Source organism: Sphingomonas sp. LC-1 (assembly GCF_025371035.1).
GTDB classification, from domain to species: Bacteria; Pseudomonadota; Alphaproteobacteria; order Sphingomonadales; family Sphingomonadaceae; genus Sphingomonas; species Sphingomonas sanguinis_E.
This window is the reverse complement of the sequence record NZ_JANZXB010000007.1, coordinates 69,320-89,537: the sequence shown is the minus strand read 5'-3', so window position 1 is coordinate 89,537 and position 20,218 is coordinate 69,320. Positions and strand designations below refer to the sequence as shown.

19 protein-coding genes are annotated in these 20,218 nt (G+C 66.7%); 16 read left to right on the top strand and 3 right to left on the bottom strand.

All coding sequences use genetic code 11. The features are described 5' to 3' along the window. Positions 1-52 precede the first annotated feature (52 nt). Positions 53-1,567: a S1C family serine protease gene (locus NZL82_RS11480; RefSeq protein ID WP_261269891.1), complete on the top strand. Its 1,515-nt coding sequence runs from the start codon at positions 53-55 to the stop codon at positions 1,565-1,567. Here the strand turns inward: NZL82_RS11480 and NZL82_RS11475 are convergent. Further along, positions 1,543-2,409 (bottom strand): bifunctional transcriptional activator/DNA repair enzyme AdaA, encoded by an 867-nt coding sequence (locus NZL82_RS11475; protein WP_261269890.1) that lies wholly within the window; start codon positions 2,407-2,409, stop codon positions 1,543-1,545. The two genes, NZL82_RS11480 and NZL82_RS11475, sit on opposite strands and share 25 nt — an antisense overlap. 251 nt (positions 2,410-2,660) lie before the next feature. Between NZL82_RS11475 and NZL82_RS11470 the strand changes: the two genes are divergently transcribed. The 6 genes from NZL82_RS11470 to NZL82_RS11445 all read left to right on the top strand — a co-directional run bounded on the left by NZL82_RS11470 (position 2,661) and on the right by NZL82_RS11445 (position 8,241). Continuing rightward, the gene (locus tag NZL82_RS11470) at positions 2,661-3,230 is read left to right on the top strand and encodes a F0F1 ATP synthase subunit delta (RefSeq protein ID WP_261270019.1); all 570 of its coding nucleotides are present in this window, start codon (positions 2,661-2,663) and stop codon (positions 3,228-3,230) included. Positions 3,231-3,237: 7 nt separating this feature from the next. Next, entirely contained in the window at positions 3,238-4,767 is a 1,530-nt protein-coding gene (gene atpA / locus NZL82_RS11465; protein ID WP_007406897.1) for a F0F1 ATP synthase subunit alpha, read from the top strand. A 219-nt stretch (positions 4,768-4,986) separates the two neighbouring features. Beyond that, a complete protein-coding gene (locus NZL82_RS11460) occupies positions 4,987-5,862 on the top strand; it encodes a F0F1 ATP synthase subunit gamma (protein ID WP_261269889.1) in 876 nt (291 codons plus the stop codon). Continuing rightward, a complete protein-coding gene (locus NZL82_RS11455; RefSeq protein WP_261269888.1) occupies positions 5,862-6,443 on the top strand; it encodes a hypothetical protein in 582 nt (193 codons plus the stop codon). Before NZL82_RS11460 ends, NZL82_RS11455 begins: the two co-directional genes overlap by 1 nt. Beyond that, complete coding sequence (atpD, locus tag NZL82_RS11450; RefSeq protein WP_261269887.1) at positions 6,443-7,915, top strand: F0F1 ATP synthase subunit beta; 1,473 nt, start codon at positions 6,443-6,445, stop codon at positions 7,913-7,915. The genes NZL82_RS11455 and atpD overlap by 1 nt, the downstream gene beginning before the upstream one ends. Before the next feature lie 74 nt (positions 7,916-7,989). Further along, complete coding sequence (locus NZL82_RS11445) at positions 7,990-8,241, top strand: ATP synthase F1 subunit epsilon (RefSeq protein WP_007405041.1); 252 nt, start codon at positions 7,990-7,992, stop codon at positions 8,239-8,241. A 354-nt stretch (positions 8,242-8,595) separates the two neighbouring features. Here the strand turns inward: NZL82_RS11445 and NZL82_RS11440 are convergent, their stop codons facing one another. Together NZL82_RS11440 and NZL82_RS11435 are read right to left on the bottom strand one after the other, a co-directional pair. After that, on the bottom strand, positions 8,596-10,767 hold the full coding sequence (locus NZL82_RS11440; RefSeq protein ID WP_261269886.1) for a primosomal protein N': 2,172 nt from the start codon (positions 10,765-10,767) through the stop codon (positions 8,596-8,598). A gap of 62 nt (positions 10,768-10,829) precedes the next feature. Further along, on the bottom strand, positions 10,830-12,305 hold the full coding sequence (locus NZL82_RS11435; RefSeq protein ID WP_261269885.1) for a sensor domain-containing diguanylate cyclase: 1,476 nt from the start codon (positions 12,303-12,305) through the stop codon (positions 10,830-10,832). 388 nt (positions 12,306-12,693) lie between these two features. On the opposite strand from NZL82_RS11435, the gene NZL82_RS11430 reads away from it, so the two are divergent. The 9 genes from NZL82_RS11430 (at position 12,694) to guaA (ending at position 20,208) form a co-directional block, all read left to right on the top strand. Further along, a complete protein-coding gene (locus NZL82_RS11430; protein WP_261269884.1) occupies positions 12,694-13,386 on the top strand; it encodes a response regulator transcription factor in 693 nt (230 codons plus the stop codon). Continuing rightward, positions 13,383-14,738 (top strand): HAMP domain-containing sensor histidine kinase, encoded by a 1,356-nt coding sequence (locus NZL82_RS11425; protein ID WP_261269883.1) that lies wholly within the window; start codon positions 13,383-13,385, stop codon positions 14,736-14,738. The genes NZL82_RS11430 and NZL82_RS11425 overlap by 4 nt, the downstream gene beginning before the upstream one ends. 75 nt (positions 14,739-14,813) lie before the next feature. Beyond that, the gene (locus NZL82_RS11420) at positions 14,814-15,062 is read left to right on the top strand and encodes a hypothetical protein (RefSeq protein WP_261269882.1); all 249 of its coding nucleotides are present in this window, start codon (positions 14,814-14,816) and stop codon (positions 15,060-15,062) included. A 158-nt stretch (positions 15,063-15,220) separates the two neighbouring features. Beyond that, positions 15,221-15,589 (top strand): 30S ribosomal protein S13, encoded by a 369-nt coding sequence (gene rpsM / locus NZL82_RS11415; RefSeq protein WP_261269881.1) that lies wholly within the window; start codon positions 15,221-15,223, stop codon positions 15,587-15,589. 95 nt (positions 15,590-15,684) lie between these two features. Further along, the gene (gene rpsK, locus NZL82_RS11410) at positions 15,685-16,074 is read left to right on the top strand and encodes a 30S ribosomal protein S11 (protein ID WP_007405180.1); all 390 of its coding nucleotides are present in this window, start codon (positions 15,685-15,687) and stop codon (positions 16,072-16,074) included. A gap of 88 nt (positions 16,075-16,162) precedes the next feature. Then, positions 16,163-17,227, top strand: coding sequence for a DNA-directed RNA polymerase subunit alpha (locus tag NZL82_RS11405; protein ID WP_261269880.1), 1,065 nt, complete (start codon positions 16,163-16,165; stop codon positions 17,225-17,227). A 246-nt stretch (positions 17,228-17,473) separates the two neighbouring features. Next, on the top strand, positions 17,474-17,896 hold the full coding sequence (rplQ, locus tag NZL82_RS11400; RefSeq protein ID WP_007405047.1) for a 50S ribosomal protein L17: 423 nt from the start codon (positions 17,474-17,476) through the stop codon (positions 17,894-17,896). A 141-nt stretch (positions 17,897-18,037) separates the two neighbouring features. Next, positions 18,038-18,622 carry a hypothetical protein gene (locus tag NZL82_RS11395; protein WP_261269879.1) on the top strand — a complete coding sequence of 195 codons (585 nt, stop codon included), beginning with the start codon at positions 18,038-18,040 and terminating at the stop codon, positions 18,620-18,622. 32 nt (positions 18,623-18,654) lie between these two features. Then, complete coding sequence (gene guaA, locus NZL82_RS11390) at positions 18,655-20,208, top strand: glutamine-hydrolyzing GMP synthase (RefSeq protein WP_261269878.1); 1,554 nt, start codon at positions 18,655-18,657, stop codon at positions 20,206-20,208. The last annotated feature ends 10 nt before the right edge of the window (positions 20,209-20,218 follow it).

Here is a 20,218-nt window from a genome sequence, read left to right as displayed (position 1 = left end):
CTAACCGATCGCGGTTGCGGGGAATGGAAAGGGCGGGATATGGCGCTGTCCGATGCTGCATCGGTTCGTCCTTTCCCTGGTCCTGACGCTGGTCGGGCTGCTGCCGGTCGCCGCCGGGGCCGATGACATCGCCGCCACTGCGCGCGGAGTCGTGCGGGTCGTGACGATCGCGATGGTCGATGACGAGGTGGCGGGGTTCGGCCATGGGTCGGGTTTCGCCGTGGCGCCCAACCGCATCGTCACCAACGCCCATGTCGTCGAACTGGCCGAACGCTATCCCGACAATGTCGTGATCGGTGTCGTCCCCTCGGAGGGCAGCAAATCCTATCAGGGGCGGGTCATCGCCTATGATGCGCGCCGCGACCTGGCATTGATCGAGGTCAGCGAGGCCAAGCTGCCGCCCGCCGCGCTGTTCACCGGCCCGGTGACCGAAGGCGACCAGGTGATCGCGCTCGGCTATCCGGGCAATGTCGATCTGGCGACGGCGCAGTCGGCGGCGGACTATATCCGCCCGCTCTCGCCGGTCCGGTCGCAGGGTGTGGCATCGGGCCGCCGCGCGCTGACCGGGATCGAGGTGCTGCTCCACACCGCCAGCATCGCGCGCGGCAATTCGGGCGGGCCGCTGCTCGATCCGTGCGGGCGGGTGATCGGGGTCAATTCGGCGCTGACGCGCGCGGATGACGGCGATTCAACCTTTGGTTTCGCGATCGCCGATACCGAGCTGATGGCGTTCCTGCGCGCCGCCAAACAACCCTATATCTCGGTCGCGGTGCCCTGTACCTCGATCGAGGAGCGGTTGCGCGAGGATAGTGCGGCGGATGCGCGGGCGATCGCCGATGCCGCCGCCGCCAAGCGCGAGGCGATCAACGCCGCCGCAATTCGCCGCGAGGAAGCGCTCGATGCCGCGCGCGCCGCCGCCGAACGGACGCGCGAGAATGTCATGGCGATCGCCGCGCTGCTGCTGGTCGGCGGGGCGCTGGCACTGGGCGGTGCCGGGCTGCTCGAATCGCGCGGGTCCCGGCGCGCGGCGATCCGGACCGGCGGGATCGGCGGCGTGGCGATCGTCGCGGCGGTGGTCGTCTTCCTCCTGCGTCCCTCCGGCGAGATCGACCTGCCCCGCGAAGCCTCCGCCTTGCCCAGCGCCACTCCCCCCGGAAAGGCGCTGGGGCCGATGATCTGCACCCTGCAACCCGACCGCAGCCGAATCACCGTCTCCTCGACGGCGGAGACCCGGATCGATTGGGGTGCGAAGGGCTGCGCCGACGGCAATATCCAGTTCCTGGAGGGCGAGGGCGGCTGGCAGCGGATCATCGTCCCCGACGAAGAGCCGACGGTGACGGTGGCGCGCTTCGATCCCGTGACGCGCAGCTATACCCAGACACGCTATCTTTTGCCCTCCGCGACGATGGACGCGATCCGCAAGCTGCATCAGCCGACCACTCCGCGCGGCTGTGTGAAGACCGACACGGCGCTTCAGAATTTGGAAGGCGAGCAGGTGCAAATCCGCCAGCAACTGCCGCCGCTTCCCAATGAGAAGCTGGTCTATAGCTGTCGTTCGACGCGCTGATCCCGGCCGGTCAGCCCTTGGGTCACGGCCTCGAGAAAGGCGATGCGGCGCGCCGTTTCGGGCAGGTCCGGGTCGGGTAGGGGAAGTGCGGCGACCAGGCGCGTGATCGCTTCGGCCTCCACGTCGCCCAGCGTCGCGATCCGGGCGGCGGCGAAATGCTCGACGAGCATGGTCTCATCCTCATCGAATGCCAGCCGAGCGAGCCCGCGTTCGGTTGTCGCCGCCAGCATCGGCCCCAGCGGAGTCGCGATCATCGCCCAGTCGATCGTCACGCCGTCCCCGCCGCGCCGCCACTGGCCCGGCGCCATGCCGCGCCGCATCTCGCTGTCCGCATAGAAGCGACTGGGCGCGGCATAGCCCGCCTTATAGACGGCCGCCGTCACGCTATTCTGTTCCTTCAGAGCCATGTCCGCACGCCGGTTGCGCAGGCCGCGCGCGTACGCGGCGGGGGTTACGCCGGTCGCGCGCTTGAACAGCCGGTGGAAATGATGCGGAGCATAGCCGACCGCCTGCGCCAACGCCGTCAGGGAAGGGATGCCGTCGCTTTCCTCGAGAAGCGCGAGCGCGCTCGCCACAGCCTGCCGGTCGCGTGCGACCTGATCGGGCAGACAGCGCATACAGGCTCGGAAGCCCGCCGCCTGTGCGGCCTGCGGTGTCGGGTGAAAGCGGACATGCTCGCGGCGGGGGCGCCGCGCCGGGCAGCTGGGGCGGCAATAGATGCCGGTCGACATGACCGCGACGACGAACCGTCCGTCCGCCGAACGGTCGCGCCGGAAGAACGCGTCCCAGGCGGCATCCTCATCCGAAACGGACAGGCTATCATATGGTATGAGGTCGGGCATGAGGGGGCGATCCAAGACCCCGAACCATTGGGGCCGGAAGAGCTTAGCAAAGAGGCTGTGGCATTCATCCCACGGCTTGCGGCCAAAGCTGTTAAACTTGCGTCACCATCCTGTCACAAGATGCGCCACGCACCTTGCATCAACGGGTTCCCGATGCTAACCGCCCGCCAACCCATCGGAGGCGCGTTTTTCGCGCCCCGTTCCCCATGGGGCCAACCCGTTCGTTGTTCGAGGAATTCGCATCCGTGGAGATGTCCGGCGGTACTATAAGCGGCACAGGCGGCATCCAGGCGAGCCTGGGTGGTCGTTATGCGCTCGCGCTTTTCGAAACGGCCGCTGAGCGCCGTTCGATCGACACGATCGAGGCGAGCCTCGTGACCCTTCGCGATGCGCTGGCCGCCGACAAGGACCTGGCTGCGCTGACCAAGAGCCCGGTCGTGGCGCGCGGGGCCGCCGTCAAGGCGATCCTGGCGGTCGCCGACACGCTGGGCCTCGATGGCGTGACCAAGAATTTCCTCGGCGTGCTCGCCGAGAATCGGCGCCTCTCGGCGCTGCCGCAGATCATCCGCGCGTACCGCCAGCTGGCCAGCCGCCATCGCGGCGAGGTCGCCGCCGAGGTGACGAGCGCCCACCCGCTGACCGAGGGCCAGGTCGCAGAGCTGAAGCAGCAGCTGCGCACCCGGGTCGGCCGTGAGGTGTCGGTCGACCTGTCGGTCGATCCCGACCTGCTCGGCGGGCTCGTCGTCCGCATCGGTTCCCAGATGATCGATAGCTCGATCCGCACCCGTTTGAATGCGCTCGCCAGCGCGATGAAAGGCTGACGTTCCCATGGATATCCGCGCCGCAGAAATCTCCAAGGTCATCAAGGACCAGATCGCCAATTTCGGCACCGAGGCCCAGGTCAGCGAGACCGGCCAGGTGCTGAGCGTCGGTGACGGCATCGCGCGCATCTACGGCCTCGACAATGTCCAGGCGGGCGAGATGGTCGAGTTCGCCAATGGCGTTCAGGGCATGGCCCTGAACCTCGAGGCCGATAACGTCGGCGTCGTGATCTTCGGCTCGGACGCCGAGATCAAGGAAGGCGACACCGTCAAGCGCACCGGCACCATCGTCGACGTGCCGGTCGGCCGTGGCCTGCTGGGCCGCGTCGTGGACGGTCTGGGCAACCCGATCGACGGCAAGGGCCCGATCGAGGCGACCGAGCGCCGCCGCGTCGAGGTGAAGGCACCGGGCATCATCCCGCGCAAGGGCGTGCACGAGCCGGTCCAAACCGGCCTGAAGGCGATCGACGCCCTGGTTCCCGTCGGCCGTGGCCAGCGCGAGCTGATCATTGGTGACCGCCAGACCGGCAAGTCGGCCGTCGCGATCGACGCCTTCATCAACCAGAAGACGGTCAACGCCGGCACCGACGAGTCGAAGAAGCTCTACTGCATCTACGTCGCCGTGGGTCAGAAGCGCTCGACCGTGGCGCAGCTGGTCAAGACGCTCGAAGAGAATGGCGCGATGGAATATTCCATCGTCGTCGCCGCGACCGCGTCGGAGCCCGCGCCGCTTCAGTTCCTGGCGCCGTACACCGGCACCGCGATGGGCGAGTATTTCCGCGACAACGCGATGCACGCGCTGATCGTGTTCGACGATCTGTCGAAGCAGGCCGTTGCATACCGCCAGATGTCGCTGCTGCTGCGCCGTCCGCCGGGCCGTGAAGCGTACCCTGGCGACGTCTTCTATCTGCACAGCCGTCTGCTCGAGCGTGCGGCCAAGATGAACGACGCCAATGGCGCCGGTTCGCTGACCGCGCTGCCGATCATCGAGACCCAGGCGGGCGACGTGTCGGCGTACATCCCGACCAACGTGATCTCGATCACCGACGGCCAGATCTTCCTCGAAACCGACCTGTTCTTCGCGGGCATCCGCCCCGCGATCAACGTCGGCCTGTCGGTCAGCCGCGTCGGCTCGGCCGCGCAGACCAAGGCGATGAAGAAGGTGTCCGGCTCGATCAAGCTGGAGCTTGCCCAGTATCGCGAAATGGCCGCCTTCGCGCAGTTCGGCTCGGACCTCGACGCCTCGACGCAGAAGCTGCTCAACCGCGGTGCGCGCCTGACCGAGCTGCTCAAGCAGCCGCAGTTCAACCCGCTGCCTTTCGAAGAGCAGACGGCGTCGATCTTCGCCGGCACCAACGGTTACATCGACAATGTGCCGGTGGCACAGGTCGTCCGCTACGAAGCGGCGATGCTGGCGTACCTGCGCAACGATCATGCCGATGTGCTGGCGATGATCCGCGACACCAAGGATCTGGGCGACGAGGCCAAGGGCAAGCTCAAGGCCGCGCTCGACCAGTTCGCGAAGATCTTCGCGTAAAGCAGACATAAGCCCTCTCCCCGCTGGGGAGAGGGTTGGGTGAGGGGCCGCCCCAAGCGACCTCGCCCGTGGCGGGGGGGGGCCGCGCCCGCCGGCCCCCCCCGGGGGGGGGGGGGGGGGGCGGCCCCCCCCCCCCCCCCCGCCCCAAGCGACCTCGCCCGTGGCAACCCCTCACCCCGACCCTCTCCCCCGAGGGGAGAGGGAGGCAGAAGGACGAAGATGGCGAGCCTCAAGGCCCTCAAAATCCGGATCAACTCGGTCAAGTCGACCCAGAAGATCACCAAGGCGATGAAGATGGTCGCCGCCGCCAAGCTGCGCCGGGCGCAGGACGCGGCGCAGAACGGCCGTCCCTATGCCGAGCGGCTGGAAACGGTGATGGCCGGCATGGCCGCGCGCGTGGGCGGCGTCGGCGCGTCGCCGCTGCTGGCGGGCACCGGCAAGGACGATGTCCAGCTGCTGGTCGTCGCGACCTCCGAGCGTGGCCTGGCGGGGGCGTTCAACACCAACATCGTCCGCGCCGCGCGCCGCAAGGCCGAAGAGCTGACTGCGCAGGGCAAGACGGTGAAGTTCTACATCGCGGGCAAGAAGGGGCGCGTGCTGAAGCGCTTCTTCCCCAACGCGATCCTCGCCGATCATGACATGAGCGCGATCAAGGCGCCCAAGTTCGACGACGCGCGCGTCATCGCCGACGATCTAATCGCCCGCTTCGAGCGCGGCGAGTTTGACGTGGCCCACCTGTTCTATTCCAAGTTCGTCTCGGCGCTGGTGCAGGATCCGGTCGCGCAGCAGCTGATCCCGGTGCCGATGCCCGCAGCCACCAAGGCCGAAACCTCGGTCGAGGCGGTCGCCGAGTTCGAGCCGAGCGAAGAGGACATCCTCGACGCGCTGCTGCCGCGCAACGTCGCGGTGCAGATCTTCCGCGCGCTGCTGGAGAATCAGGCCGGTTTCTACGGTTCGCAGATGAACGCGATGGACAATGCCACGCGCAACGCGGGCGACATGATCCGTCGCCTCTCGATCCAGTATAACCGCACGCGTCAGGCCGCGATCACCACCGAGCTGGTCGAAATCATCTCGGGCGCCGAGGCGCTCTGATGCGTCTCGCGCTCCTTCTGGGCCTGACGGTCGCTCTGGCCGGATGCGGCCAGGCGTCCGATCAGCCGAAGGACGCGCCCAAGGCTTCGCCGACGCCGTTCGTGACGGGCGGCTGGGCGACGGTGTTCGGCAATGCGCCGGAGACGGTCAGCCTGCTCGATCGGATGGGCTTCCGCATGAGTGGCTATGCGCCCGTTCAGGGCCAATATCGCGCGATCGCACAGGCCACGCCGATGGCCGATCCGTCCGCACCGCCGATCAACATGGCCAATCTGCTCGTCGAGGGTAACGCGAAGACGCTGAACACGCTTCGCTTCTCGCTCGACCTCGTCAATCTCGACACCAGCCCGTTCGCCAAGACCCAGTTCATTCGCTGGGTGACCAAGCCGATGGATCAGCTGGGTCTGGACGGCAAGGATGCGGTTGCGGCCGCGATCCAGACCGAAAGCGCCACCACCGGCCACCTGACCGGCGCCGATTACCATGTTACCCGTGACAAGATCGACGGTGGCCGCCGTCTGGTCGTGACCTTTATCCGCCCCGAAGCTATGTCGGGCTCTACCGAACCAAGGAAGCAATGATGGCAACCGCCGCTGAGGACATCCGGCCGACCACGGCCACCAACAATGTCGGCACGATCGCCCAGGTCATCGGCGCGGTCGTCGACGTTCACTTCCCCGATCACCTGCCCGCGATCCTGTCGGCGCTGGAGACGGACAACAACGGCACCCGTCTGGTGCTCGAAGTCGCGCAGCATCTGGGCGAGAACACCGTCCGCACGATCGCGATGGACACGACCGAGGGCCTGACCCGCGGCCAGACCGTGACCGACACCGGCAACCAGATCCAGGTTCCGGTCGGCCCCGCGACGCTCGGTCGCATCCTGAACGTCGTCGGCGAGCCGATCGACGAGCGCGGGCCCGTCGCCACCGATCTGCGCGCCCCGATCCACGCCAAGGCGCCTGAGTTCGTCGAGCAGTCGACCGAGAGCGCGATCCTGGTCACCGGCATCAAGGTCATCGACCTGCTCGCGCCTTATGCGAAGGGCGGCAAGATCGGCCTGTTCGGTGGTGCGGGCGTCGGCAAGACGGTTCTGATTCAGGAACTGATCAACAACATCGCCAAGGGCCATGGCGGCACCTCGGTGTTCGCGGGCGTCGGTGAGCGGACCCGCGAGGGCAACGACCTGTATCACGAATTCCTCGACGCGGGCGTCATCGCCAAGGATGCCGAGGGCAACGCGATCAGCGAGGGCTCGAAGGTCGCGCTGGTTTATGGCCAGATGAACGAGCCGCCGGGCGCCCGTGCCCGCGTCGCGCTGTCGGGTCTCGCCATCGCGGAATATTTCCGCGACCAGGAAGGCCAGGACGTGCTGTTCTTCGTCGACAACATCTTCCGCTTCACCCAGGCGGGCGCGGAAGTGTCGGCGCTGCTCGGCCGCATTCCGTCGGCCGTGGGCTATCAGCCGACCCTGTCGACCGACATGGGCGCGCTGCAGGAGCGCATCACGTCGACCAACAAGGGTTCGATCACCTCGGTGCAGGCCGTGTACGTGCCCGCCGACGACTTGACCGACCCGGCGCCGGCCACCTCGTTCGCCCACCTGGACGCGACGACCGTGCTCAACCGCGCCATCTCGGAGCTGGGCATCTACCCGGCCGTCGACCCGCTCGACTCGACCAGCCGCGTGCTGGAGCCGCGCATCGTCGGCCAGGAGCATTATGAGACGGCCCGTGCGGTCCAGTCGCTGCTCCAGCGCTACAAGGCGCTGCAGGACATCATCGCGATCCTGGGCATGGACGAGCTGTCGGAAGAGGACAAGCTGACCGTCCAGCGCGCCCGCAAGATCCAGCGTTTCCTGTCTCAGCCCTTCCACGTCGCGGAAGTCTTCACCGGCATCTCGGGCAAGTTCGTCCAGATCGAAGACACGATCCGTTCGTTCAAGGCGGTGGTCGACGGCGAGTATGACCATCTGCCGGAAGCGGCCTTCTACATGGTCGGCGGCATCGACGAAGCCGTCGCCAAGGCCGAGAAGCTGGCTCAGGAAGCCTGATGACAGGGGGGACGGCCCGGTCCGTCCCCCTCTTTCCTCTCCCCGGCGGGGAGAGCGATGCGAGATACTAGACCATGCTGCACTTCGAACTCGTCACGCCCGAAAAGCTCCTCCGCTCGGAGGAGGTGCATATGGTGGTCGTTCCCGGCACCGAGGGCGATTTCGGCGTGCTGGAGGGCCATGCGCCCTTTATGTCGACCATCCGCGACGGCGCGATCCAGGTGTACCGCACCGACAAGGGCGAGCCGGAATCGATCCAGATCCGTGGCGGCTTCGCCGAGGTGGGGCCCAAGGGCCTGACCGTGCTGGCGGAGCATGCGGGGTAAGGTTTTCCTTACCGGGTTTTTGAAACGGTCGTGGCGGAAGCTGCGGCCGTTTTCGTTTGTGGGGAGGGGCAGGGCGTGGCCTGCGATTTCGCTCTGGCGTACCGATGGGGGGGTAGGGCGGCTATCCCCAACCGCCGTTCAGCCTGAGCGAAGTCGAAGGCCAAGGGAAACCCTCTCGACCGGCCTCGCGAAAGCGCAAAGGAGATTTGGTTCGCGCGGAGGCGCGGAGGTGTCTCGCTCGTCGCCTATACAGCCTTTCACCTCTGGCCAGTTATGAAAGGGCGGCGGTGCCGCCAATACGGCACCTCCGCGTCTCCGCGCCTCCGCGCGAACTGACCTTCTTCGATGCCCGGCTTACAAAAAGCTGTACGGGTCCACATCGACCGCGACGCGAACCTTGGCGGACCATTCCAGCCCGCCCAGCCATTCGCGAATCACATCCTGCACCGCCAGCGCGCGCCGGGCGTGGACCAGCAACCGATACCGATGCCGCCCCCGTAGCATCGCCAACGGCGCGGGCGCGGGGCCGAAGACATGCATCCCCTCCACCTTGGGAGCAGCGCGTGCGATCATCCCGGCAGCCGATTGCGCCGCGCCTTGATCCTCCGAAGAGACGATGATCGCGGCATAACGGCCGAAGGGCGGGGCATCGGCGTCCCGCCGTGCCTCGGTCTCCGCTGTGTAGAAGGCCTCGGCATCGCCCGTCACCAGCGCCTGCATCACCTGGGCCTTGGGGCTGTGGGTCTGGATGAAGACGTGGCCCGGCTTGGCGCCGCGTCCCGCGCGACCCGATACCTGGCGGATCTGCTGAAAGGTACGCTCCGCCGCGCGCAGGTCGCCGCCGTCGAGGCCCAGATCGGCGTCGATCACGCCCACCAGGGTCAGATTGGGGAAGTGATAGCCCTTGGTGATCAACTGCGTGCCGACGACGATGTCGATTTCGCCCGCCTCCATCCGCCCGACAAACTCCGCCGCCTTGGCGGGGGACCAGATGGTGTCGGAGGTGACGACCGCGATCTTGGCCTCGGGGAACAGTGCCGTCGCCTCGTCCGCGATCCGCTCGACACCGGGGCCGCAGGCGACCAGCGAATCCTCGCCGCCGCACTCTGGGCAGGCGCGCGGCGTGGGCAAGACATGGCCGCAATGATGGCAGGCCAGTCGCCGGACCAGTCGATGCTCGACCATCCAGGCGGTGCAATTGGGGCATTGGAATCGATGCCCGCAGGTCCGGCACAGGGTCAGCGGGGCATAGCCGCGCCGGTTGAGATAGAGCAGCGACTGTTCGCGCTTCTCCAGCACCTCCTTCATCGCGGCGACCAGCTGGGGCGCGATCCAGCGGCCGCGTTCGGGCGGGTCCTGGATCAGGTCGATCGCCTCGATCGTCGGCATTTGCGCCGGGCCGAAGCGGCCGGGCAGTTTCACTTCGGTATAGCGGCCCAGCGCGACCTGTTGCCGCGTCTCGATCGCGGGAGTGGCGGAGGCGAGGATGACCGGGCAGGGCTCGAACTTGCCGCGCATTACCGCCACGTCGCGCGCATGGTAATGGACGCCGTCTTCCTGCTTGAAGCTGGTTTCGTGTGCCTCGTCGACGACGATCAGGCCGAGATTGCGATAGGGCAGGAACAGCGCCGAGCGTGCGCCGACCGTGACCAGGCCCTGTCCACTGGCGATGGCCCGCCACGCCCGCCGCCGCTGTGACGAACGCAGTCCCGAATGCCACGCCACCGGCTCGCAGCCGAAGCGGTCGTGGAATCGCTTGAGGAACGGTTCGGTCAGCGCGATTTCGGGGAGGAGGACCAGCACCTGCCGCCCTTCGGCAACCGCTTGCGCCACCGCCTCGAAATAGACCTCCGTCTTGCCCGAACCGGTGACGCCGTCGAGCAGTACCGGCTGGAACGCATGCGCCGCGACGCCCGCGACGAGCGTGTCGGCCGCCGCGCGCTGGTCCTCCGAAAGCTCCGGGCGGTGATGGTCGGGATCGGGCAGCGGGAAGGGGCTGTCGATATCGACCTCCACCCCCTCGATCGCGCCGTTCTTGACCAGCCCCCGGATCACCGCGTCGGAGACGTCCGCCATCGTTGCCAGTTCGCGGATCAGGCCCTGCCGATCACCGATCCGCTCCAGCGCCTGGGCACGCTGCGGGGTCAGGCGGTCGGGGACATGGCCGGTGACGCGGTACTCGGTGACGGTCCGCGCGCCCTCCAGCGCGGAGGTGGAGGACAGCGCCATTCGCACGACCGCAGCAGGCGGGGCGAGATAATAATCCGCCGTCCACTCGATCAACCGGCGCAGCGGATCGGGCAGGGGCGGCGCGTCCGCCACACCCAGCAGCGGGCGCAGGCGATTGTCGCCGACCTCGGCATCCGACGGCATCCGTTCGGGTTCCCAGACCACGCCCAGCAGCTGCCGGGGCCCGAGCGGTGCGACGACGATCGACCCCGGCTCGACCGTCATGCCTTGCGGCACGCGATAGTCGAGAGGGCCGAGCGCGGAGTTCAGGACGAGGACGCGGGCGCGCGAAGACATGCACCCGCTATATGGGGCCATGGGCGGGTGAGGGAAGGGCCGAGCCTCGTTGACCCGCCTTGCTATCCGGCGCGGCGCCGGTCGCCCTGCCGCCGGTCGCCCCGCCGCCGCTCGCCCACCCGGTCGCGCTTGGCGGCGTATAAGCGCGTGTCGGCATGGTGCATGAAGTCGCGGATCGTCCGGCAATCCTCGGGGCGCAGCGTGACGCATACCGTGCCCGCGCAACTCATGGTCAGGTCGTTCGCCGTGATAGAGATGGTCAGCAGCGTCTCTAGCCGAGCGCGCAGCGATTCGGGTTGAGCGAGCAAGACGGGATCACGGACGATCACCCCGAACTCGTCGCCCCCCAACCGCGCGACGAAACATGCGTGCAGCCAGTCGGCGCGCAGCCGCGTGCCGACCATGCGCAACACCTCGTCCCCGGCGGGGTGACCCAGCGTGTCGTTGATCAGCTTGAACCCGTCCAGGTCGATCAGCACCAGCCCGAGCGGCTGATCCGTGGCACTGGCCTCCCTGATGGCGGCTTCCAGCGTCCGGTCGAACGCGGCGCGATTGGCGAGCAGGGTCAGCGCGTCGGTATCCGCATTACGGCGTAGCTGGACCTCAAGAGCGTGGCGCTCGGTCACGTCCTGGAACATGCCGACCAGGCCGTGGGGCCGTCCGTTCTGCATCTCGCGCTCGCCCATCACCCGGACACGGCGCTGGCGACCCTGTGCGGTGACGAAGTCCAGTTCGATGTCGAACGGATCGCCCAGACGGGCGGTGGCCTCGATCGTCGAGCGCAATATGTCGCGTGAGGCGGGCGGGTAATAGCTCAGTCCCTGTTCGACCGTCACCGGCCGCCCCGGGGGGAGTTCGTGGATGCGATAGACGCCTTCGGACCATGTCGCCTGACCGTCGGACAACCGGAGGCGCCACGATCCGATCAGGGCCAGCCGCTCGACCTGTCGCACGGTCCGCTCCTTGCCGCGCAGGTCCTCGGCCTGGCGTTCGCTCAGTTCGGCCATGGCGGTGGCGCGCCTGGCAACGGCGCGCGCAGCGATCAGCGCTTCGGCCAACCGGGCAAGATGGCGCAGCGTTCGCTCGCCCGCAGGGCTCAGCGAGCGGGGGGTGGCATCCATGACGCAGAGCGAACCGATGGCCTGGGGCGACCCATCCAGTGCCGGCACGCGGATCGGCATGCCCGCATAGAAGCGCGTCCCGGCCTCGCCGGTGACGAAGGGATTGACGGCGAAGCGCGGATCGCTGGTCAGGTCGGGCACGATCATCAGGTCGGGCGACCGGATCGTCTGGTCGCAAAAGGCGACGCTGCGCGGCATCTGGCTGGGCAGCGGACCGACCGACGACTTCACCCAGAAACGATCGCGATCGGCCAGCGTCAGCGCGGCGACCGGGCAATCCAGCATGTCCGCCGCCAGCGATACCAGCGCATCGAACTCCGCCTCCGGCTCGCTGTCGAGCAGGGCATGCGCCTGAAGCGTGGCGAGACGCCGCTCCTCGGCGGACGAAGCATCGAGGGGGATGGGGGCGGTCAACATGATGGCGGGATCATAAATTAAAGGATTATCAAAAGTTTAAACATGATTGAGGTTTTGGTGCGGAATTCGGTCCGGTTGCGGATGTACGGCGCACCACCCTTGCTCAGCCGATGCCGCGAATGACGCATTTGTCACATTATGGTCACGCCGGGGTATCCCGGCCCGATGTAGCGAAAAGCCAAGCAGTTCAACGAGCTCGGCGCCCGACACTCCCGGGGGTGCCGTCGGGGCCGGCGGAGAGCGCACTTTCCGCCGGCCTTTCCCTGAACCGATATCGGGCCTAGTCATCCGCGGGCGGACGGCGTGGACGGGATCGGGACGATGGGCTCGAACATGCCGAACGACGTCGTTGGAGCGAAGATCGCCCTATGCCGGAGCAGACGAACCGATGAGCCGCAAGATCCTGATCGTCGAAGACGATGCGTCCACCGCCGCCTATGTCGCCAAGGGACTGGCCGAGGCGGGCTATGCCGTCGAACAGTGCGGGGACGGGCGCGACGGGCTGTTCCTGGCGAGCGAGGGCATATTCGACCTGATCATCGCCGACCGGATGCTGCCGCGCCTGGACGGGCTGGCGATGGTCAGCGCGATCCGCGCGGCGGGGATCGCCACGCCCGTGCTGATCCTGTCGGCTCTTGCCACGGTCGATGACCGGGTCGATGGTTTGAAGGCGGGTGCGGACGATTATCTGTGCAAGCCCTTCTCGTTTGCCGAATTGTCGGCACGGATCGAGGCGCTGGTGCGCCGGTCTGACCGCGCGGCGTCGGAGCCGACGCGGACCAAGCTGCATGTCGGCGATCTGGAGATCGACCTGCTGGCCCGCACCGTCACCCGGGCGGGCAAGATCATCCCGGTCGGCGCGCGCGAATTCAATCTGCTGGAGTTCCTGGCGCGTCATGCGGGGCAGGTCGTCACCCGCACGATGATGCTGGAGAAGATCTGGAACTATCATTTCGACCCCGGCTCCAACGTGGTCGACGTCCATATCGGGCGGCTTCGGCGCAAGCTTGAGGAAGGATTCGGCACGCCGATCCTGCACACCGTGCGCGGCGCAGGTTACAGGCTGGCCGTCGAAGGGTGAAGTTGCGGCTGACGATCTCGGCGCGGATCGCGCTGCTGTCGATCATATTGGCGCTGGTGTCCAATCTGGCACTGGTCGGGTTCATCTGGAAACAGACCAGCGCCGATGCGGTGGCGGCGCTCCACCGCGAGATCGTCGAACAGGCCGACGCCCTTCGCGCCGTGTGGCGGACGGGCGCCTTGCCCGCGCTGGCCGATGCGATCACCCAGGCGCGCGAGCCGGGGGACGTCTCGCTGGTGCTCGCCATCTTCGATACCCAGGGGCATCGGATCGCGGGCTATGCGCCGCGTCACCTGGCCGTGCCGTTGGCCGATACGCCGTTCCGCATCGCCGTGCTGGGGCGCGACGGCGTCTGGGCGTCGCGCGAGGCGGGCTATACGCTTCACCCCATCGGCAATGACTGGCTGCTGGTCGGCCGCCCGCTCGATCTGATCGAGGCGCAGCAGGTCGCGATCGAGCGCGCCCTGGCGCTGGCGGTCTTCCTGTCGCTGATGCTGGGGGTGGGGACAGGGTTGGTCCTGGCGCGCTATGTGTCGGGGCGGCTCAATGCCATTGTGTCGGTCATGGATGCGGCGGGCGAGGGCGACCTGTCGCGGCGGGTGTCGCTGGTCCGGGGCGGCAACAGCGATGGCGACGCGTTCGACCGACTGGCGCTGCGGCTGAATGCGATGCTGGGCAAGATCGAGCAGTTGATGGCCGAACTCCGCGTCGTCACCGACAGCCTGGCGCACGACTTGCGCTCGCCCCTGGCGCGGTTGCGGACCAAGACCGAACAGGCGGTGCTGATCGCCGACCCAGCGCAGCGCGAGGCGGCGCTGGGCGGATTGCTGGTCGAAACCGACCTCATCATGCGGATGCTGACCATGGTGATCGAGATCAGCCGGTCGGAGTCGGTGACACGCGACCGCTTCACCATGGCCGCCCCCGCCGAGATGGTCGAGGAAATCGGCGAACTCTATGCCCCCGTGATCGAGGATGCGGGCCTGCGCTTCCTGATCGCGGTGGAAGATCGCCCGGCGCCGCTGCCCCTGCATCGTGAACTGATGAGCCAGGCGCTATCCAACCTGATCGACAATGCCCTGAAGCATGGCGCGTCGGGCGGGCAGGTCGGGTTGCGGCTCTATCAGGGCCATGACGGCATCGTCTTTCAGGTCGAGGATCATGGTCCGGGCATTGCCGAGGCGGACCGGGCACAGGCGCTCAAGCGGTTCGGCCGACTCGATACCGCGCGCACCACGCCCGGCGCGGGACTGGGCATGGCGCTGATCGAAGCGGTGGCGCGGCTGCATGGCGGGCGATTCGAACTGGCGGACAACGCACCGGGCCTGATTGCCCGGTTGATCATTCCGTAACGCGTTCTTTCTCCCTTTGCAGGGGCGGGAGGGCACAGGGGTTGCCCCCTTGTCCTGGCGCACTAAACCCAGGCGATGGATTCGCTGTCGCTGTTCGGCCTTGCCGCCGTGTCGTTCACGCTTCTCTGCTATGCGATGGAGGCGGGATCGCATTGGTGGACTTTCGGCTTCGTGCTGGGATGCATTGCGGGCTCCGCTTATGGTTTTCTCCAGGGCGCCTGGCCGTTTGGCGTGGTGGAGATCGTCTGGGCGATCGTGTCGTTCCGCCGCTGGCTGACACTGCGCCGGGTTCAATCGACGAAGTTTCGGGAACCGATCGCTTGACAGAGGGTTGCGCGGGGCCTAACTGACCGTCCTTCCACCACTCCCGGTTGAACGACGCGCGATTTGCGGGCGTCGCGCTTCCGCGTGGCGGAACCATCGCGTTGAGATGGAGCATGTGCGGCCATGCCATGCTTCGTGGAGCTAGGAGAACAAGTTTCATGGCACGTATCGCGGGTGTCAACCTCCCGACCAACAAGCGCGTTCTGATCGCGCTGACCTATATCCATGGCATCGGTCCGGCCAAGGCGAAGCAGATCGCCGAAAAGCTGAACATCGCCGCCGATCGTCGCGTCCAGGACCTGTCGGATCAGGAAGTGCTCCAGATCCGCGAGACCATCGACGCCGACCACACGGTGGAAGGTGATCTTCGTCGCGAGACCGCGATGAACATCAAGCGCCTGATGGACCTGGCCTGCTATCGCGGCCTGCGTCACCGCAAGGGCCTGCCGGTCCGCGGCCAGCGCACGCACACCAACGCGCGCACCCGCAAGGGCAAGGCGAAGCCGATCGCAGGCAAGAAGAAGTAATTCGTCCGGGGGACGAATTACTCCGCCGGAGGCAGGCTTGTGGCTGACCGCCCGCCGCTCTCCGCATCAGGATATTAGGTCAGGACTTTCATTCAATGGCACGTGAACCGCAGCGCATTCGCCGTCGCGAGCGCAAGAACATCACCGCCGGCGTCGCCCATGTGAACGCCAGCTTCAACAACACCATGATCACCATCACCGACGCGCAGGGCAATGCCATTTCGTGGTCGTCGGCCGGCATGATGGGCTTCAAGGGCTCGCGCAAGTCGACCCCGTATGCGGCGCAGGTCGCAGCGGAAGACGCGGGCAAGAAGGCCGCCGAGCATGGCGTGCGCACCCTGGAAGTCGAAGTGAAGGGTCCGGGTTCGGGCCGCGAGTCGGCGCTGCGCGCGCTGCAGGCGGTCGGTTTCCAGATCACCTCGATCCGTGACGTGACCTCGATCCCGCACAACGGCGTGCGGCCTTCCAAGCGTCGCCGCGTCTGATGCTTCCCATGGCCGGCTGACGAGTCGGCCATGCCTCTCTCCACGGCTGGAACCGTCCCCGTTCCGGCCCATAACTCAGGGGAACCACGTGTCTGTCAACGCAAAGAACTGGCAGGAACTGAAGAAGCCCAACGCGCTCGAAAAGAAGGGTGGCGATGGCAAGCGGAAGGCGACGTTCGTTGCCGAACCGCTGGAGCGTGGCTTCGGCCTGACGCTGGGCAACGCGCTTCGCCGCGTTCTCCTGTCGTCGCTCCAGGGCGCGGCGGTCACCTCGATCAAGATCGAGAACGTGCTGCACGAGTTCTCGTCGCTGGCCGGTGTGCGTGAAGACGTCACCGACATCGTCCTGAACGTCAAACAGCTCGCCATCCGCATGCAGGGCGAAGGTCCCAAGCGGCTCCAGCTGTCGGCGACCGGTCCCACCACCGTCAAGGCCGGCGACATCGCCGTGTCGGGCGACATCGAGGTCATGAACAAGGACCTGGTGATCTGCCATCTCGACGAAGGCGCGACGTTCAACATGGAACTGACCGCTGATATCGGGAAGGGCTATGTCCCCGCCGCGTCCAACCGTCCGGCCGATGCGCCGATCGGTCTGATCCCGGTCGATGCGCTATATTCGCCGGTTCGCCAGGTGTCGTACAAGGTCGACCCGACCCGCGTCGGTCAGGACCTGGACTATGACAAGCTGACGCTTTCGGTCGAAACCGACGGCACCGTCACCCCGGAAGACGCCGTGGCCTATGCCGCGCGCATCCTCCAGGATCAGCTGGCGCTGTTCGTGCACTTCGACGACTCGGCGCTCACCCGCGCGGCCCCCGTGGGCCAGGCGGCGATCCCCGCCGCCGGTGGCGAGCCGCAGAGCGACGCGCAGCAGATCAACCGTTACCTTCTCAAGAAGGTCGACGAGCTGGAACTGTCGGTGCGTTCGGCGAACTGCCTCAAGAACGACAACATCATCTATATCGGCGATCTGGTCGGCAAGACCGAAGCCGAGATGCTGCGCACTCCGAATTTCGGCCGCAAGTCGCTGAACGAGATCAAGGAAGTGCTGTCGTCCATGGGTCTGCGCCTGGGCATGGAAATCCCCGGCTGGCCGCCCGAGAATATCGAGGAAATGGCCAAGAAGCTGGAACAGGAGATCATGGGCTAAGCCGCACGCGGATAGCGTCGCTATCCGCGAGACGGCGAAAGCCCGGCCGGCGGGTCGCCCACGGGCGACCCGTTCGACGTCGGGATCGCGGCTTTGCCGTGATCCGTCCCGGCCACTCCAGCAGCTTTGCTGACCCGCTCCCCGGCAATACCGGAGGGCCACAAGATAGGCGAAGGTAGCAGCCTCTAACGGCTACCAGGTCTGGGGTACCGTCAAACGGCCCCTTAACGAACGAAGGAAATACCCATGCGTCATCGCGTCGGCGGCCGTAAGCTGCAGCGTACCTCGGCTCATCGTATCGCGCTCTTCCGCAACATGGCGGCAGCGCTGATCAAGCACGAGCAGATCACCACCACCGTCGCCAAGGCGAAGGAACTGCGTCCCTATGTCGAAAAGCTGGTGACGCTGGCCAAGAAGGGCGGTCTCTCGAACCGTCGTCTGGCCCATGCCCGTCTCCTCGACGATGCGCAGCTGGTGAAGCTGTTCGACGTTCTGGCGTCGCGCTATGCGGACCGCAACGGTGGCTATACCCGCATCATCAAGGCCGGCATCCGCGCGTCGGACGCTTCGCCGATGGCGATCATCGAGTTCGTCGACCGCGACGTCTCGGCGAAGGGCCAGGATTCGGGTCCGGTCATGACCGAGGAAGATTTCGACGAAGCCGCGTAATCCGCAGCCTCGAAGACCTTCGAAAAGAGGGCCGTCCCAGCGATGGGGCGGCCCTTTTTCGTGTCCGCGATTTCGCCTATGTTCAGCTTGGCGAAAGTCGGAACGAATAACGTTACGGAAGCGAACCAAGGGAGGTGGGGAATGCAGCGCATGACGGTCGGCTGGATCCTGACGGTTTCGATGCTCCCTCTGCCGCTAGCGGCGCAGACCGAGCCGTCCGCGCCCGCCACGTCTACGCAGGTCGTGCCGGCCGTGCCGTTCATTCCCTCCGATCGCGAACGGCAATGGCAGAGCCCGGAGCAACGCAAGCAGGCGAACGCCATCGCCGGAGGTTTCGTTGCGGGCGCGCTGCTGACCACGGCCGTGACGCTGATCGCAGGCAAGACGTCGACGCCCGATCATGATTCCGGCGTCATAGATGTCTCCCGCCCGGTTCGTGCCGTCGAAACGCCGTCGCCCTATCGCGCGGAAACGGACGATGAAGCGGCGGTCCATGCGTGCGCCAAGGCGGCCGAGGGCGAAGGGCGCCGCAGCTTCGCGTTGGCCCAGGTCGGGCAGGTCCGCTCGGCCCTTCCGCTGGGCAATGGCTATGACGTGCAGGGTGATGTTTTGCTGCGCACCAGTTACCGCGAGGCGGGCGAGAGCCGCCCCTTCCGCTGCCGTGTCGATGCTCAGGCGGTGCGGATGGTCGCGATCGATGGGATTCAAACCGTCCCGACCCGGTAGCATTTTCCGAAAGACATCGCTATCGGACCGCCATGGAGCACCCCGACAGCATCCTCATCGTCGATTTCGGCAGCCAAGTCACCCAGCTCATCGCGCGGCGCGTGCGCGAAGCGGGGGTTTATAGCGAAGTCGTTCCCTTCCAATCGGCCGAAGCGGCGTTCGCCCGGATCAAGCCCGCCGGCATCATCCTGTCCGGTGGCCCCGCCTCCGTGGTCGATGCCGAGTCTCCCCGCATCCCGCAGGCGATCCTGGACAGCGGCCTGCCGATGCTCGGCATCTGCTATGGCCAGCAGGCGCTGACCCAGCAGCTCGGCGGCAAGGTCGAGAAGGGCGATAGCGGCGAGTTCGGTGAGGCGTTCATCACCATCGAGGGCGAATGCGCGCTGTTCGACGGGCTGTGGAGCCAGGGAGAGCGCCATCAGGTGTGGATGAGCCATGGCGACAAGGTGACGGCGCTGGCGCCGGGCTTCCGCGTCGTCGCGACCAGCCCGGGCGCTCCCAATGCCATCATCGCCGATGATGCCCGCCGCATCTATGCGATGCAGTTCCATCCGGAGGTCGTCCACACTCCCGATGGCGCGAAGCTGATCGCCAATTTCGCGCGGCACGTCGTCGGCCTGTCGGGCGACTGGACGATGGCCGAGTTCCGTTCGGCCAAGATCGCCGAAATTCGTGAACAGGTGGGCAGCGGTCGGGTGATTTGCGGCCTGTCGGGCGGAGTCGACTCGTCGGTCGCGGCGCTGCTGATCCACGAGGCGATCGGCGACCAGCTGACCTGCGTCTTCGTCGATGGCGGCATCCTGCGCCAGGGCGAGGCCGAGCAGGTCGTCAGCCTGTTCCGGGGCCATTACAACATCCCGCTCGTCCATGTGGATGCGCAGGACCTGTTCATGGACGGCCTGGCGGGCGTCACCGATCCGGAAGCCAAGCGCAAGTTCATCGGCAAGACCTTCATCGACGTGTTCGAGGCGGAGGCCAAGAAGATCGGCGGTGCCGAATTCCTGGCGCAGGGCACGCTGTATCCGGACGTGATCGAGAGCGTCAGCTTCACCGGCGGCCCGTCGGTGACGATCAAGAGCCACCATAATGTCGGCGGCCTGCCCGAACGCATGAACATGAAGCTGGTCGAACCGCTTCGCGAGCTGTTCAAGGACGAGGTCCGCGTGCTGGGTCGCGAATTGGGGCTTCCGGACGTGTTCGTCGGTCGCCATCCATTCCCCGGACCCGGCCTCGCCATCCGCATCCCCGGCGAAGTGACGCGCGAACGCTGCGACATCCTGCGGAAGGCAGATGCGATCTATCTCGAGGAAATCCGCAACGCAGGGCTGTACGACGCCATCTGGCAGGCCTTCGCGGTGCTGCTGCCGGTTCGGTCGGTCGGCGTGATGGGGGATGGCCGCACTTATGACTCGGTGCTGGCGCTGCGCGCGGTGACGTCGGTCGACGGCATGACCGCGCAGGCGTTCGACTTTCCCGGCGACTTCCTGCCGCGCGTAACGACCCGGATCATCAACGAGGTGAAGGGCATCAACCGCGTCGTCTATGACTATACCAGCAAGCCGCCCGGCACGATCGAATGGGAGTGACGGGATAGGC